The 14,870-nt window shown below is 65.6% G+C and carries 13 protein-coding genes and 1 tRNA gene; 9 read left to right on the top strand and 5 right to left on the bottom strand.

All coding sequences use genetic code 11. The features are described from left to right. Positions 1-79: 79 nt before the first annotated feature. Together QQK83_RS16815 and QQK83_RS16810 are read right to left on the bottom strand one after the other, a co-directional pair. Positions 80-490, bottom strand: a complete 411-nt coding sequence (locus QQK83_RS16815) for a DUF5131 family protein (protein ID WP_284266198.1) — start codon at positions 488-490, stop codon at positions 80-82. 367 nt (positions 491-857) lie between these two features. Beyond that, a tRNA-Ser gene (locus tag QQK83_RS16810) sits at positions 858-947 on the bottom strand. Positions 948-1,125: 178 nt separating this feature from the next. On the opposite strand from QQK83_RS16810, the gene QQK83_RS16805 reads away from it, so the two are divergent. From QQK83_RS16805 to QQK83_RS16790, 4 genes are all read left to right on the top strand, one after another. Further along, entirely contained in the window at positions 1,126-1,557 is a 432-nt protein-coding gene (locus QQK83_RS16805; RefSeq protein WP_284266196.1) for a DUF2852 domain-containing protein, read from the top strand. Between the two features lie 120 nt (positions 1,558-1,677). After that, complete coding sequence (locus tag QQK83_RS16800) at positions 1,678-2,112, top strand: RDD family protein (RefSeq protein ID WP_284266194.1); 435 nt, start codon at positions 1,678-1,680, stop codon at positions 2,110-2,112. 98 nt (positions 2,113-2,210) lie between these two features. Next, positions 2,211-3,050: an arginyltransferase gene (locus tag QQK83_RS16795; RefSeq protein ID WP_284266191.1), complete on the top strand. Its 840-nt coding sequence runs from the start codon at positions 2,211-2,213 to the stop codon at positions 3,048-3,050. Beyond that, positions 3,051-3,425: a VOC family protein gene (locus tag QQK83_RS16790; RefSeq protein WP_349816240.1), complete on the top strand. Its 375-nt coding sequence runs from the start codon at positions 3,051-3,053 to the stop codon at positions 3,423-3,425. 69 nt (positions 3,426-3,494) lie between these two features. On the opposite strand, the gene QQK83_RS16785 is transcribed toward QQK83_RS16790, so the two are convergent. From QQK83_RS16785 to QQK83_RS16775, 3 genes are all read right to left on the bottom strand, one after another. Next, the gene (locus QQK83_RS16785; RefSeq protein WP_284266190.1) at positions 3,495-5,846 is read right to left on the bottom strand and encodes a TRAP transporter large permease; all 2,352 of its coding nucleotides are present in this window, start codon (positions 5,844-5,846) and stop codon (positions 3,495-3,497) included. A 56-nt stretch (positions 5,847-5,902) separates the two neighbouring features. Then, the gene (locus QQK83_RS16780; RefSeq protein WP_284266188.1) at positions 5,903-6,814 is read right to left on the bottom strand and encodes a TRAP transporter small permease subunit; all 912 of its coding nucleotides are present in this window, start codon (positions 6,812-6,814) and stop codon (positions 5,903-5,905) included. Positions 6,815-6,920: 106 nt separating this feature from the next. Continuing rightward, complete coding sequence (locus tag QQK83_RS16775; RefSeq protein ID WP_284266187.1) at positions 6,921-8,006, bottom strand: TRAP transporter substrate-binding protein; 1,086 nt, start codon at positions 8,004-8,006, stop codon at positions 6,921-6,923. A 633-nt stretch (positions 8,007-8,639) separates the two neighbouring features. On the opposite strand from QQK83_RS16775, the gene QQK83_RS16770 reads away from it, so the two are divergent. From QQK83_RS16770 to QQK83_RS16750, 5 genes are all read left to right on the top strand, one after another. Then, positions 8,640-10,394, top strand: a complete 1,755-nt coding sequence (locus tag QQK83_RS16770; protein WP_284266186.1) for an acetolactate synthase 3 large subunit — start codon at positions 8,640-8,642, stop codon at positions 10,392-10,394. 281 nt (positions 10,395-10,675) lie between these two features. Next, positions 10,676-11,089: a universal stress protein gene (locus tag QQK83_RS16765; RefSeq protein WP_284266185.1), complete on the top strand. Its 414-nt coding sequence runs from the start codon at positions 10,676-10,678 to the stop codon at positions 11,087-11,089. Between the two features lie 49 nt (positions 11,090-11,138). Then, a complete protein-coding gene (locus tag QQK83_RS16760; protein WP_284266184.1) occupies positions 11,139-12,815 on the top strand; it encodes a BCCT family transporter in 1,677 nt (558 codons plus the stop codon). A gap of 74 nt (positions 12,816-12,889) precedes the next feature. Beyond that, on the top strand, positions 12,890-13,450 hold the full coding sequence (ilvN, locus tag QQK83_RS16755) for an acetolactate synthase small subunit (RefSeq protein ID WP_284266183.1): 561 nt from the start codon (positions 12,890-12,892) through the stop codon (positions 13,448-13,450). Positions 13,451-13,628: 178 nt separating this feature from the next. After that, positions 13,629-14,801: an aromatic ring-hydroxylating oxygenase subunit alpha gene (locus QQK83_RS16750; RefSeq protein ID WP_284266181.1), complete on the top strand. Its 1,173-nt coding sequence runs from the start codon at positions 13,629-13,631 to the stop codon at positions 14,799-14,801. Positions 14,802-14,870 lie beyond the last annotated feature (69 nt).

Genomic DNA, 14,870 nt, shown 5'->3' with positions numbered 1-14,870 from the left:
GTCATCGGGGGCTCCGTATGGTCCGTGGTTGAAGTCGCCAAACTCCACCTCGAACATACACCTCGATGGCCACCAGGGATCACACCGAACGTATCGGTGAAATTACACCACGCTCGCGGACGCTACCTGCTTTCACGTAGCTGCGCATGAGAGAGCTGCGCTTCGTCAGGACCTGGAAGACATGCCAGTCCGCCCGTTCCATCGCATTGAAAACCTCGTCGATGTACGCCCGATCCACATGTTTGTGGAAAAGGTCGCTCATAGAGTTAACGAAGATCATCCGAGGCCGTTTCCACAAAAGAGGTTGCTGCAGCCGCGACGGCCAGAGCCTCAGATCGAAGCCTTGCTCATAGGGATGCCCCTCGATGCCGCGCCATCGCTCGGCGAAGCGCTCCGCGTAGCAGTGATCGCAACCGGGACCGACCTTCGTGCACCCGGTCACCGGGTTCCACGTTGCGTCCGTCCATTCGATCTCTGATTTCTGCGCCAACTGCTCACCTCACTGTTTTTGATTGTAAATCTAACACAAGGGCCGTTTCGGACAAAGCCGGAACATGGCCGCATAGGTGGTCACCCAAGCGACCTCATCGATCCTGTTCGATTTCTGTTCCTTCTCGCGGATGCGACCGGCGTCGAAGTGTTCAGGTCAGGCTACAAGACAGTCTTTAGATTTCAGATGCTTGCGCGCTTTACACCAAAACCACGCAGTCGACAGGTCCGGAGAATATCGGCCCCGAGAGACAGCTTCGGGGCCTCCTGGCAGCGGGGCCGGTTTAGAGCCCCTCCCGCACAACCCTCGAAAACAACGAAAAAATCCGGCCGCAGCCGGATCGGGAGAACGCTTTCGCGGGGGCAAGTGGCGGAGAGACAGGGATTCGAACCCTGGAGACGGTTTCCCGCCTACACACTTTCCAGGCGTGCGCCTTCGACCACTCGGCCACCTCTCCGTGACGCGCGGGATAGCGCAGGCGCGGGCGCGAAGGCAAGTCGAAACCGGCATCCGCGCCACCATCTCATGTAAAGGGGATTCACTTTTTTCATTCCCCCCTCTTGCGACCCACCGGAGACCTCCCATATGCGTTAATGTGATTAACATTTACATTCACGCCAACACAGGAGACCCAGATGACCACAACCGCAAGCGCCGCGATGCCGGCACATGCCACCGTCCGGGGCGCAAAGGGCTGGTTCGCCCGCGCCGAGGCCTGGCTCGACGACAAGGGCAAGGGGGCGTGGATCGCCGCCATGGTCCTTGGCTTCATCCTTTTCTGGCCCATCGGCCTTGCCCTTCTCGCCTACATGATCTGGAGCAAACGCATGTTCAACGCCTCCTGCGCATCCCGCGCCACCTCTCGCCACCACGGTTTCCGCTCGTCGGGCAACAGCGCCTTCGACGCCTACAAGGCCGACACGCTGCGCCGCCTGGAGGATGAACAGGGCGCGTTCGAAGCCTTCCTGCAGCGCCTGCGCGAGGCCAAGGACAAGGCCGAGTTCGACCAGTTCATGGAAGACCGCGCCAAGTCCGCCCGCAGCGAGGGCGACAGCGCCGGGGCGTGACCGACGCCCCCTCCGCAAAGCCCATAGACCAACGGCCCCCGGACCGCACACCGGGGGCCGCAGCCCTGCCCCACCCCTTTTCCCTTTCCGAATCCCGGCAAATTCCCCATGACGATGCCCATGCGCACCCCCCTGCCCGATCCCGATCACGATCCCGCCTTCTACGACGGCGTGCCCGCCAAGCGTCTGTTCGCCTGGCTGGTCGATGTGCTGCTGGTGACACTGGTCACCTTCCTGCTGGGGCTCGTGACCCTGTCGGTCCTGTGGTGGATCTGGCCCCTGACCTTCATCGCGGCGAGCTTCCTCTATCGTGCGGGCAGCATCGCGGCCTGGTCGGCCACGCCCGGCATGCGGCTGATGAACCTCGAGCTGCGCAACGCCATGGGCGCGCGCTTCTCGGGCGGCGAGGCGGTGCTGCACACGCTGGGCTTCATGGTGGCGACCGGCTTCGTCATCCTTCAGGTGATCTCGATCGTGATGATCGTCATGGGGCGCCGCCACCAGGGGCTGCACGACCTGCTGATCGGCTCGGTTGCGATCAACCGGCCGGGCTGAACGACAGGGGCGAAACGCAAAAAACCTGTTGCGGGGCCCCGCGGCACTGGTGCAGGCTTGGCCTGAACCCGAAGGAACGGCCCCGGCCGAAACTCAAGATGCGTCACACGCTGCCCATCGCCCCGCAGTTCTACGTCACGGCCCCGCAAGGCTGCCCCTATCTGGACGGGCGGCGCGAGCGCAAACTGTTCACCGCCCTCCAGGGCGGGCAGGCCGAGAAGCTGAACAACGCCCTGTCCAAGCAGGGCTTCCGACGGTCGCAGAACGTCCTCTACCGGCCGTCCTGCACCGATTGCGCGGCCTGCCTGTCGGCGCGCATCCGGGTGGCCGATTTCGCGCCGCGCAAGGGGCACCGCCGCATCCTGCGCCGCAATGGCGGGCTGACGCGCGTCGCGCGCTCGGCCTGGGCGACCGAGGCGCAATACGAGCTGTTCCGCCGCTACCTCGATGCGCGCCACGCCGATGGCGGCATGGCCGACATGGATGTCTTCGAATTCGCCGCGATGATCGAGGAGACGCCGGTGCGCACCCGCGTGATCGAGTATCGGGACGCCGACGGCCCCACCGGCACGGATGGCGAGGCCCCGCTGACCGCGGTCTGCCTCACCGATATCCTCGATGACGGTCTCAGCCTGGTCTATTCCTTCTTCGACCCCGACCGCACCGCCGACAGCCTCGGGACCTACGTGATCCTCGACCATGTCGAGATCGCGCGCGAGGCCGGGCTGCCCTATGTCTACCTCGGCTACTGGGTGCCCGGCTCGTCCAAGATGGGCTACAAGGCGCGCTTCCCCGCGCTCGAGGTCTACGTGGGCGGCCAGTGGCAGCCGCTGGGCAACCCGTCCGGCTACTCGAACCAGACCCACCCGCTTTCGGTCGATCCCATCGCGCAGCAGGTGGCGCAGATCAGCCTGCCGGACCTGCGCGGCGACGACTGAGTGCTGCGCCACGTCACCCTGTTGGTGCCGGACTACGACGACGGCCTTCGCTTCTTCGTGGACGGGCTCGGCTGGACCTGCCTGAGCGACATCGACGAGGGGCGGAAGCGCTGGGTCACCGTTGCGCCGCCCGGCGGCGGCCCGTCGCTGGTGCTGGCGCGTCCCACCAGTGCGGCGCAGTCGCGGGCGCTTGGTGCGCAGACCGGCGACAGGGTGGGCCTGTTCCTCGAAACGGACGACTTCGAGACGACCGCCGCACGGATCACGGCCGCCGGGGGCCGGTTCCTCGAAGCGCCGCGCGACGCCCCATACGGCCGCGTTGCGCAATGGTGCGACCCTTGGGGCAACCGCTGGGACCTGCTTGGCCCCGCCTGAGGCGTTGCCCTCCCCTGAACGAAACAGGGGGGCCGCGGCCCCCCTGCCCCTGTCTCTATCCGGCCCGCCTCAGCGCAGCAGGTCCGGCAGGATCGTCACGATGCCGGGGAACATCCACAGCAGCGCAAGCCCAAGGACCTGGATGCCGACGAAGGGCAGCACCCCACGGTAGATATGGCCCGTGGTCACGCCCGCAGGCGCCACGCCCCGCAGGTAGAACAGCGCAAAGCCGAAGGGCGGTGTCAGGAACGAGGTCTGCAGGTTCACCGCGATCATGATCGTGACCCAGGCCGGATCGAGCGTCCCGCCGTAGATCACCGGCCCGACGATCGGGATCACGATGTAGATGATCTCGAGGAAGTCGAGCACGAAGCCCAGGATGAACAGGATCAGCATGACGACGAGGAACACCACCATCTCGTTGTCGAAGGCGCGCAGGAACTGCTGGATGTGATGCTCGCCCCCGAAGGAGATCAGCACCAGGTTCAGCAGCTGCGACCCGATCAGGATGGTGAAGACCATCGAGGTCACCTTGGCCGTCTCGCGCACCACCGGGCTGAGGATGTTCGACCGGAACAGAACCCAGCAGCTGAACAGCAGCCCGAAGAAGGCGAAGTGATACGCGAATTGCGCGATCACGTAGGCGACCCAATCCTGGAAGGGGACCACCTCGCGGGTGATGCGCAGGTCGAAGTTGATGCCCAGAAGGATCATGATGATCAGCGCGAAGCTTGCCCAGATCACGATCTTCGACTTGCCGTTCTCTTCCTTCAGCTTGCGATAGGCCGCCAGCATGATCGCGCCTGCCGCCCCCAGCGCCGCGGCGGGCGTGGGGTTGGTGATGCCGCCGAGGATCGAGCCGAGCACCGCCACGATCAGAACGAGCGGCGGAAAGACCACGCGCAGCAACTCGTTGCGCGACAGCCGGATCATCGCCTCCCGCGCGCCGTAAAGCGCCACCAGCATGGGGATCGCCATGATCAGGAACGTGGCCCCCGGCCCGGTGGCGGGCGAGATGAACAGGATATCGGCAATGAAGCCCAGCACGATGCCCACGCCGCCCAGGATCAGCGGTGCGGGATTGGCCGAGGGCGACACCCCGCGCGCAAGGATCAGCACAAGAGCCAGAAGCGTGAGGATCGTGGCAACACCCGACCCGATCGGGGCGGCGTTGTCGAAGGCATCGGCCAGCGCGGCTTCGCGTTCCTCCGGCGTCAGCAGCACGGCCTCGCCGCTCTCGCCGGCCGCGGCCATGGATGCGGATTGCGCGACGGCCGCGTCCCATTCCTCCTGCCCGTGCAGCTCGATCATCGAGGCCTGGCACTGCTCGGAGACATTGGTCCTGAGCGACGGGCGCTCGGCCTGCTCGGCGAAATCCGACACGGTGATGGTCTGCGTGCCGATGGCGCCGCTGCTTGCACCGATGACGATGGCAAGGATCAGGCCAACCGGCGCGAAGAGATACCAGGTCAGCGCCTCGTTGCGGGTGACCGGCTCGGATTGCGCGGCGGCGAATTGCACCGGCGGGGCGCTGGCCGGACGCAGCAACGCGAAGCCGAAGGCGTAGAGGCCGTAGAGCAGCGCCAGGAACAGGCCCGGCAGAAGCGCCGCCTGGAACAGCGTGCCCACCGACAGGACCGCGGGCTGCCCGAGGAAGGTCAGCGCGTCCTGGCAGCCTGCCAGAACCGCGCGCGTCTCCTGCCCGGTGGCATAGAGGTCACCGACCAGCGTGCCGAGAAGGACGATCACGATGGAAGGCGGGATGATCTGCCCCAGCGTGCCCGACGCGGCGATCACACCGGTCGCCAGCTCGGGCGAATAGTTGTTCCGCAACATCGTGGGCAGCGCCAGAAGGCCCATGGTCACCACGGTCGCGCCGACGATCCCGGTCGAGGCGGCGAGGAACGCGCCCACGATCACGATGGACACCGCCAGGCCGCCCGGCAGCGGCCCAAAGACGCGGGCCATGGTCGTCAGCAGATCCTCGGCGATCTTGGAGCGCTCGAGCGTGATGCCCATCAGAACGAACATCAGAACGGCCAGCAGCGTCTCGATGGACTGGCCCGCGATCACGCGCTCGTTCATGCGGTTGACCATGAACGAGATGTTGCGCTCCATCGCCTGTTCCCAGCCACCGGGGAACAGCGCCTCTTCGACGCGTGGCAATTCCGGGTATCGGAAGACGGATATCGCGTCCCTCACCACCCCGTCGGCGATCAGCGCCCGGTATTCCGCCGAGCCCGTGTCGATGGCCTGGTGGATCAGAAGGCCCGCACTGTCCAGCGCGGCGATGATGGCGAATGAGATGACCCCCGCCCCGCCGATCGCAAAGGCGACCGGAAACCCGGTCATGATCCCTGCGAAAAGCGTCAGGAAAACGATGACCAGACCGATCTCGACCCCATCAAGTCCGAAAAGCATGCTCTGATGTCCTCTTGCTCGCACGCATGAAGGCGCGCGTCAGTCGTTCGTTTCGGTCAGGTCGACCCGGAATGGATGGCGTGCTCGAGCTCTTCGGCCTCGTCGCCGGTCTTGTCGCGGTCGATGTACTTGTCCGCGCTCCCCTCGCCCTCGACCCACTCGAGGTAGGAGCGCCAGAAGAAGGCGACCGCCTGCAGCAGGACCATCACGCAGAATAGCACGATCAGCACCTTGAACAGGAAGTAGGCGTTGAACCCGTTGGGGCTGAAGCCGATGGTCTCGACGTTCCAGCGGAAGATGCGCGACTGCATCAGCATCCTGTCGAGATCCGAGGTCGAGGTGACCGAGGGCGTCATCAGGTGACGCCACATGAAGAACCAGGCGTAAAGATAGGTGATGACCATGGCGGGCATCATGAAGAACAGGCTGCCGAACATGTCGATCATCTTTTTCGTGCGGAACTTCACCGCCGAATAGACAAGGTCGACGCGCACATGGCTGCCCTGCACGAAAGTGTAGGAGACGCACAGGCACACCACCAGCGCGTTCCAGAATTTCAGCCCCTCGGCCCACCAGCTCAGGTCGAAGGCGACGGCGGTGCCGAAGGGCCCCAGCTCGATCGCGGCGACCCGGAAGATGCGCTGCAAAAAGACGATCATGACCTGGATCAGCACCATGATCAGGCCCGCCCAGGCGGCGGTGCGCCCGACCGCGTTGGCGAAGCTTTCGAGAATGCGGACACCGCCCCACAGGATGTCGCGCTTCCAGGCCATGCCGAGCGCGGTGATCACGAGGAAGGTGGTGAAGAAAACGAAGAACAGTTCGACCGAGGCGCCGTAATAGATGAAACGCATCACCGCTTCGGGGTTGGACCAGTTCAGCCAGTCCCCGGGGTTCGTGATCGCAAGGAACAGGTGATACGGTGCCAGCGCGATATTCTGGAGCACCCAAAGGATGAAGTCGATCATGCGGTAATCCCCCGGAACGCCGCCGCCGCGCGGCGCGTCATGTCTCGGATCGGCGCGAAAGCCCCGCCCGGCGGCTGGCCGGACGGGGCGATCTGTCAGGCTGCGATCAGCCTGCGTTCACACGGTTGCGCTGGCGCATGTATTCGCCGTCGCCGATCTCGTACCAGGCCGAGGATTCTGCCATCGAGGCAAAGTAGCTCTCGGCGATCTCGGCGTAGATCGGGTCGCCCATGTTCTCTTCACGCACCTCGGCGGAGGCACGGCCGAAGGCGTCCCAGACGTCCTCGGGGAACTCGCGCGGCTGCACGCCGGCGGCCATCAGGCGGGCCAGGGCCGCGCCGTTCTCGGCGAGCGACAGCGCGGTGTTCTGCGCGTGCGCCGCTTCACAGGCGACCTTGACGATGGCCTGCTGCTGGGCGGTCAGCGACTCCCACACTTCGAGGTTGAAGGACATGTGCAGCGCCGAGCCCGGCTCGTGGAAGCCTGCGGTGTAGTAGAGGTTGGTGACCTCCTGGAAGCCCAGACGCTCGTCGGCATAGGGGCCGATCCACTCGGCGCCGTCGATCTGGCCCGAGGCCAGCGCCTGGTAGATCTCGCCGCCGGGGATGTTCTGCACCGACGCGCCGAGACGGCCGAGCACCTGGCCACCCTGGCCCGGCATCCGGAAGCGCAGGCCCTGCAGGTCCTCGGCCGAGTTGATCTCGGTGTTGAACCAGCCGCCGGGCTGCATCGCGGTCATGCCGCACATGAAGGGCTTGAGGTTGAACAGCGACGACAGCGTGTCGTGCAGTTCCTGACCGCCGCGGCGGTAGTACCAGTTGGCCATCTCCTGCGACGTCATGCCGAAGGGGATCGAGGTCATGAAGGCAAAGGCCGGGTGCTGGTTGAGGAAGTAGTATTCCGCCGAGTGATACACGTCGGCCTGGCCGGCGGACACGGCGTCGAACACTTCGAACGCGCCCACGAGGCTGCCTGCGGGCATCTTGTTGATGACCAGGTTACCGTCCGACAGCGCTGCGATGTAGTCGATGGCGAGCTGTGCCGCGTCATCGAAAACCGCGTACCCGTCAGGCACCGAGGTGACCATGGTCAGCGTGCGGTTGCCCTGGGCATAGGCCGGTGCGGCCAGCGACGTCGTGGCGGCGGCAGCGCCACCGATTGCCGACGTGCGCAAGAAAGAACGACGATCCATTCGGTATCCTCCCCGATATGTTGGATATCCCCCCGGCCCCCCTCGGACCGCGGGCGTGGTTGTGTCCCACAAGTATGGGCACGTTAGCGAAGCGCGCCGTCGCGGAAAACTGGTTTTCCACACCGAACCGTCGATTTTTGTAAAATCTTCTTACCAAAATCGCCCGTAAGTGACCATTTCGCGCCTCAGTTGTGCGCAGGCGCGCAAAAACCTCACTCAAGGTTGCGCTTCTGTGACCCCGCATCACGGCACGCCGATCCCCCGCGGACCGCAATACAAGATGTCGCCTTGGGCGCGTCGCCGGAAAGATTCGAAATCCCGTTTCGCCCGCAACTTTCGATTCGTTGCGCGCAGGGCCGGAATTCGGGCGGTTTCGGCCATTTTCGCGGTTGACGCCCGCAGGGGCGATTTCTAATGTCCCGCGCACGCAACCGGATCGGAGGAGCGGCGATGGCCCGCATTCTCGTACTTGTAGGGGCACGGCGCATGGGTCGGTGACGACAGCCATACTGGTTTCCCATGCGCCCTCGGCTCACCGCCCGGGGGCTTTTTTATGTCGAGAGACTATGTCGACAGACACCACAGACGAAGACTGACGCAGACACTGATACCGACAGCAGAAGGACAGACGCGATGACACGGCAGATGACCGGCGCGAAGATGGTGGTCGAGGCCCTCAAGGAACAGGGTGTCGAGGTCGTATTCGGGTATCCCGGCGGCGCCGTGCTTCCGATCTATGACGAGATCTTCCAGCAAAACGACATCCGGCACATCCTAGTGCGCCACGAACAGGGCGCGGTCCATGCCGCCGAGGGCTACGCGCGTTCGACCGGCAAGCCGGGCGTCGTGCTGGTCACCTCCGGCCCCGGCGCGACCAACGCGGTCACCGGGCTGGTCGATGCACTGATGGATTCGATCCCGCTGGTCGTTCTGACCGGCCAGGTTCCGACCTTCATGATCGGCTCCGATGCCTTCCAGGAGGCCGACACCGTCGGCATCACCCGCCCCTGCACCAAGATGAACTGGCTGGTGAAGGACACCGACCGCCTGTCCGGCACGATCCACGAGGCGTTCCACATCGCCACGCAGGGCCGCCCCGGCCCCGTCCTGATCGACATTCCCAAGGACGTGCAATTCGCCACCGGCGCCTACACCGAAAAGCCCAAGGCCTCGGTCGGCCATTACCAGCCCCGCCTCAAGGGTGACCCCGAGATGATCGAGGCGCTTGTCGCCGCGATGGAACAGGCCGAGCGCCCGGTGTTCTACACCGGTGGCGGCGTCATCAACTCCGGTCCCAACGCCAGCGCGCTGCTGCGCGAACTGGTCGAGGCGACGGGCTTTCCGATCACCTCCACGCTGATGGGGCTCGGCAGCTACCCGGCCTCGGGCGACAAGTGGCTGGGGATGCTGGGGATGCACGGCCTCTACGAGGCCAACCTGGCGATGCATGGCTGCGACCTGATGATCAACGTGGGCGCGCGCTTCGACGACCGGATCACCGGCCGGATCGCCGATTTCAGCCCCGGCTCGCTGAAGGCGCATATCGACATCGACCCCTCCTCGATCAACAAGGTGATCCACGCCGATTTCCCGATCATCGGCGACGTGGCCCATGTGCTCGAGGACATGCTGCGCCTGTGGAAGGCGCGCGGGCGCAAGACCAACTCCGCCGCGCTCAAGGCGTGGTGGGCCCGGATCGAGGAGTGGCGCGAGGTGCGGTGCCTGTCCTACAAACCCTCGCAAGCCACCATCAAGCCGCAATACGCGCTGGAACGGCTCGAGGCGCTGACCAAGGGCCGCGACCGCTACATCACCACCGAGGTCGGCCAGCACCAGATGTGGGCCGCGCAATACCTCGGCTTCGAGGATCCGAACCGCTGGATGACCTCGGGGGGCCTCGGCACCATGGGCTACGGCACCCCCGCCTCGATCGGCGTGCAGGTGGCCCATCCCGACGCGCTGGTCATCAATGTCGCGGGCGAAGCCAGCTGGCTGATGAACATGCAGGAGATGGGCACCGCGGTGCAGTATCGCCTGCCCGTCAAGCAGTTCATCCTCAACAACGAACGCCTCGGCATGGTCCGCCAGTGGCAGGAGCTGCTGCACGGCGAGCGCTACAGCCACAGCTGGTCCGAGGCGCTGCCCGATTTCGTCAAGCTGGCCGAGGCCTTCGGCTGCAAGGGCATCCTGTGCAAGGACCCCAGGGATCTCGACGACGCGATCATGGAGATGCTGGACTATGACGGCCCCGTCATCTTCGACTGTCTCGTCGAAAAGCACGAGAACTGCTTCCCGATGATCCCCTCGGGCAAGGCGCATAACGAGATGCTGCTGGGCGAGGCCGAGACGCAGGGCGTGATCGGCGCCGAGGGCGGCGTCCTCGTCTGACGGTCCTCCGGCGCACAACAGGATAAAACGGGGCGGGGCGCGGCAGGCACCCCGCCCTTTTCCTTTTCAACCCCCTGACATCGCAGTGAAATCTTGCCCCGCCCGTGCGTGACCACAGGCGATGCGGATCGGGGCCTTGCAACCTATGCCATGTCTGTTAGCCTTTTTGCGACACGAAAGATGTCGCATTTGGGCATTCGTTTGCCGTCCGCGCCGCGATCGGCAGGGCGGATGCCCTCCCGATGCGTCGGATGAACCGAAACAACGCAAAGGAGGGGCACGTGTTCCAACACATCATGGTGCCGGTCGATCTGGGCCACACCGACAAGCTTGAAACGGCGCTCAGGGCCGCGGCGGATCTCGCCGGGCATTACGGGGCCCGCGTGACCTACGTGGGCGTCACCTCGGGGCAGCCCGGTTCCGTCGCCCACACGCCACAGGAGTTTGCCGAGAAACTGGCGAAGTTCGCCGCCATGCAGGCCGAGGTGAACGGCGTGGCCGAGGTCGCCTCGCATGCCGTCACCGCCCATGACCCGGCGGTCGAGCTGGACCGCAAGCTCGAAGAGGCCGTCCACGAGATCGGCGCGGACCTGGTGGTGATGGGCTCCCACATCCCCCGAACCTTCGACCTCGGCAGCCACGGCGGCCGGGTCGCCACGCAGACCGACGTCTCGGTGATGCTGGTGCGCGGCTGATGCAGGCCGCCCCTCCCGCATCCCCATCCAGAGAACAAAGGACACGCGCATGACAGACACCTCAGCAGACCAGGGCATCCCCGAGCCGGAAGGCGAGGTCGACCTGATCGAAACCGACTACGACATCGGGCAGGACAATATCGAGGGCAACCTCGGACCGTTCGGCTTCGACATCCACAATCCCGTCTTCGCCATTTCGGCGATGTCGGTGGTGGCCTTCGTGGCCTATGCGCTGCTTGCGCCCGGACAGGCGGCCGAGTTCTTCGGCTGGCTGCGCCCGGCGCTGACCTCGAGCTTCGACTGGTTCTTCCTGTCGGCGGCCAACATCTTCGTGATCTTCTGCCTCGCGCTCATCGTGCTGCCGGTGGGCAAGGTCCGGCTCGGCGGCGCGGATGCGACGCCCGACTATTCCTACGCGGGCTGGTTCGCCATGCTCTTCGCCGCGGGCATGGGCATCGGGCTGATGTTCTTCGGCGTGCTGGAACCCGCCTATTACTTCGGCACGCCCTGGGGCGACGCCCCGCTCGGCACCGTGCGCCCCTTCGACGAGAACGGCGCACTGATCGCCGCCAATGTCGAGGAAGCCCGCCGGATGGCGCTGGCCGCCACCTCCTATCACTGGGCGCTGCACCCCTGGGCGATCTATGCCGTGGTGGCGCTGGCACTCGCGCTTTTCACCTACAACAAGGGCCTGCCGCTTTCGATCCGCTCGGCCTTCTACCCCCTTCTGGGGGAACGCGTCTGGGGCTGGTGGGGCCACCTGATCGACATCATCGCGGTCTTCGCCACGCTCTTCGGTCTTGCCACCTCGCTCGGCCTCGGCGCGCAGCAGGCGAACGCAGGCCTCGAGCATGTCTACGGCATCACCAATTCCACGACCGTGCAGGTGATCCTGATCATCGGCATCACGGCGATTGCGCTGGTCTCGGTGCTGCGCGGCCTCGACGGCGGGGTCAAGGTGCTGTCCGAGATCAACATGGGGCTGGCGGTGCTGCTGCTCCTGTTCGTGCTTTTCGCCGCGGGCGCGGCCACCATCCTGACCGAGTTCGGCCGCGGCCTTGTCGCCTACGCCCAGGAGGTGATCCCGCTGTCCAATCCCTTCGGGCGCGAGGATGACGGCTACCGCGAGGGCTGGACGGCCTTCTACTGGGCCTGGTGGATCAGCTGGTCGCCCTTCGTCGGCATGTTCATCGCCCGCGTCAGCCGCGGCCGCACGGTGCGCGAGTTCATCACCTGCGTTCTGATCATCCCCTCGCTGGTCTGCATCCTGTGGATGGCCGTCTTCGGCGGCGCCGCGATCAACGACATGGTCAACAATCCCGGCACCTCCGCGGTGATGGCCAACGTGATCGAGACCTACAGCCCCGAGCTGTCGCTTTTCGCCATGCTCGAAAGCCTGCCCTTCGCGGCGATCACCTCGACCGTGGGGATCGTGCTGGTGATCGTGTTCTTCGTCACCTCCTCGGACAGCGGCAGCCTCGTGATCGACACGATCACCGCGGGCGGCAAGATCGACGCGCCGGTGCCGCAACGGGTGTTCTGGTGCAGCTTCGAGGGGCTTGTCGCCATCGCGCTCCTGATCGGGGGCGGGCTTGCCTCGCTGCAGGCGATGGTGATCTCGACCGGCCTGCCCTTCACGATCGTGCTCTTGTTGCTGTGTGTCTGCATCATCATGGGGCTGCGGTCGGAACACGCGGCCCTCAAGGGTGCCGCACCGGCCGAATAAGGCCGAATAGGCCCTTTCCCATCACGGCCCGCCCGGCTATGTCGGGCGGGCCGATTTCATGCCAGGGACCGCCCATGTCGCCGCTCAACATCGAAAAGGGCTCGTCGAGCCACTCCGCCTACGATCTCCGCAGCCACATGTCCGACGTGGTGGAAACCCACACGCTCGCCGTGCTGGTGGAGAACGAGCCGGGCGTGCTCGCGCGCGTGATCGGCCTGTTCTCGGGGCGCGGCTACAACATCGAGAGCCTGACCGTGGCCGAGGTCGACCACACCGGCCGCCGCTCGCGCATCACCATCGTGACCAGCGGCACGCCGCAAGTCATCAACCAGATCAAGATGCAGCTCGAGCGCATGGTCCCCGTCCACGAGGTGCAGGATCTGACGGTCGAGGGGCCCTTCGTCAGCCGCGAACTGGCGCTGATCAAGGTCATCGCCCGCGGCGAGCACCGGGTCGAGGCGCTGCGCATCGCCGAGATCTTCCGCGCCAACGTGGTCGACTCGACGCTCTCGAGCTTCGTGTTCGAGATCACCGGCACCCCGGAAAAGGTCGACGCCTTCTGTGAACTGATGCGCCCCTTGGGCGAGGTGCGGCTGGCGCGCACCGGCGTCGCCGCGATCGCGCGCGGGGTCTGAGCGAAAATTCGTACGAATTTTCGCAATCTGCGATCCTTCATGCGAAGGATCGCCATTCCCGGCCCGCGCAGCGCGCGGGAAGGTCTTTGCCGAACCGCATGATGTCGCCTTCGTGCAAGACCATCGGACCGCTTGGGCCAAGGATCGCGCAGATCCAACCCTGAGCGGAGCCCCGATCATGCCCGAAGATCATCGCCCCTCGGCGCTTGCCGATGTCCTCGCCCCGATCGAGCGCGCCCACGGCCTGCCCAACGCGCATTACATCGACCCCGCGACCATCGCCGCCGAGAACCGCGCCTGCCTCGAGACGACCTGGTCCGCCATCGCCGTCGGTGCCGAGGTGCCCGAACCGGGCGATGCCAGGCCCATCAGCTTCCTCGGCCAGCCGCTTCTCCTGCTGCGCGACGAAGAGGGGGCGATCCGCGTCTTCTACAACATCTGCCGCCACCGCGGCATGATCCTCGTCGAGGAGCCGCGCAAGATCGAGGGCGCGATCCGCTGCCCCTATCACAGCTGGTGCTACGCCAAGGACGGACGCCTTGTCGCCACGCCCCATGTCGGCGGGCCGGGCGCGAACGCGCATCCGGGCATCGACCGCGCCACGCTGGGCCTCGCGCCGGTGCGGATGCATGTCTGGCGCGACGTGGTCTTCGTGAACCTCTCGGGCGATGCCGCCCCCTTCGAGGAGATGCACGCCGACCTGATCGCCCGCTGGGCCGAGTTCGACCAGCCGATGCACCACGGCGGACCCGACAGCACGTTCACGCTGGAGGTTCAGACGAACTGGAAGCTCGCGGTCGAGAACTATTGCGAAAGCTACCACCTGCCCTGGGTGCATCCCGGCCTGAACAGCTATTCGCGGCTCGAGGATCATTACCACATCGAGGCGCCGGACCGCTATTCCGGGCAGGGCAGCTACGTCTACCGCCAGCTGCGCGGCACCATGGAAGAGACCTTCCCGGATTTCCCCGGCCTGTCGGAGAAATGGGACACCGGCGCGGAATACGTGGCGCTCTATCCCAATGTCCTGCTGGGCGTTCACCGCGACCACGCCTACGCGATCATCCTCGAGCCCGTCGCCCACAACTTCACGCGCGAGCATATCCATATCTACTACGCCACGCCGAAGACCGACGAGACGCTGCGCGCCAAGAACGCGACGCAGTGGAAATCGGTGTTCATCGAGGACATCTTCGTCGTCGAGGGGATGCAACGCGGCCGCTTCGCCTCGGGCTTCGACGGCGGCCGCTTCAGCCCGGCGATGGACGGGCCGACCCATTGCTTCCACGCCTGGGTCGCCTCCCGCATGGCGGCGATGGCGGACGAACTGGGGGACGGGGGGGCTGCATGAGCGCCCCTGCCCCGCAGGCCCTCGCCGCGGTCGCGGCCGTGCCGCCTGGCGCGGCGGACCCTGCGCGCG

Origin of the sequence: Roseicyclus amphidinii, from assembly GCF_030163755.1 — a bacterium.
Taxonomy (GTDB): domain Bacteria; phylum Pseudomonadota; class Alphaproteobacteria; order Rhodobacterales; family Rhodobacteraceae; genus Roseicyclus; species Roseicyclus amphidinii.
This window is presented reverse-complemented; position numbering and strand designations above follow the sequence as displayed.

Excerpts from the sequence above, each read along its gene's own strand:
- QQK83_RS16805 (WP_284266196.1), top strand. The coding sequence starts at position 1,126 with ATGACCACAACCGCAAGCGCCGCGATGCCGGCACATGCCACCGTCCGG.
- QQK83_RS16800 (WP_284266194.1), top strand. The coding sequence starts at position 1,678 with ATGCGCACCCCCCTGCCCGATCCCGATCACGATCCCGCCTTCTACGAC.
- QQK83_RS16795 (WP_284266191.1), top strand. The coding sequence starts at position 2,211 with ATGCGTCACACGCTGCCCATCGCCCCGCAGTTCTACGTCACGGCCCCG.
- QQK83_RS16785 (WP_284266190.1), bottom strand. The coding sequence starts at position 5,846 with ATGCTTTTCGGACTTGATGGGGTCGAGATCGGTCTGGTCATCGTTTTC.
- QQK83_RS16780 (WP_284266188.1), bottom strand. The coding sequence starts at position 6,814 with ATGATCGACTTCATCCTTTGGGTGCTCCAGAATATCGCGCTGGCACCG.
- QQK83_RS16775 (WP_284266187.1), bottom strand. The coding sequence starts at position 8,006 with ATGGATCGTCGTTCTTTCTTGCGCACGTCGGCAATCGGTGGCGCTGCC.
- QQK83_RS16770 (WP_284266186.1), top strand. The coding sequence starts at position 8,640 with ATGACACGGCAGATGACCGGCGCGAAGATGGTGGTCGAGGCCCTCAAG.
- QQK83_RS16760 (WP_284266184.1), top strand. The coding sequence starts at position 11,139 with ATGACAGACACCTCAGCAGACCAGGGCATCCCCGAGCCGGAAGGCGAG.
- ilvN (WP_284266183.1), top strand. The coding sequence starts at position 12,890 with ATGTCGCCGCTCAACATCGAAAAGGGCTCGTCGAGCCACTCCGCCTAC.
- QQK83_RS16750 (WP_284266181.1), top strand. The coding sequence starts at position 13,629 with ATGCCCGAAGATCATCGCCCCTCGGCGCTTGCCGATGTCCTCGCCCCG.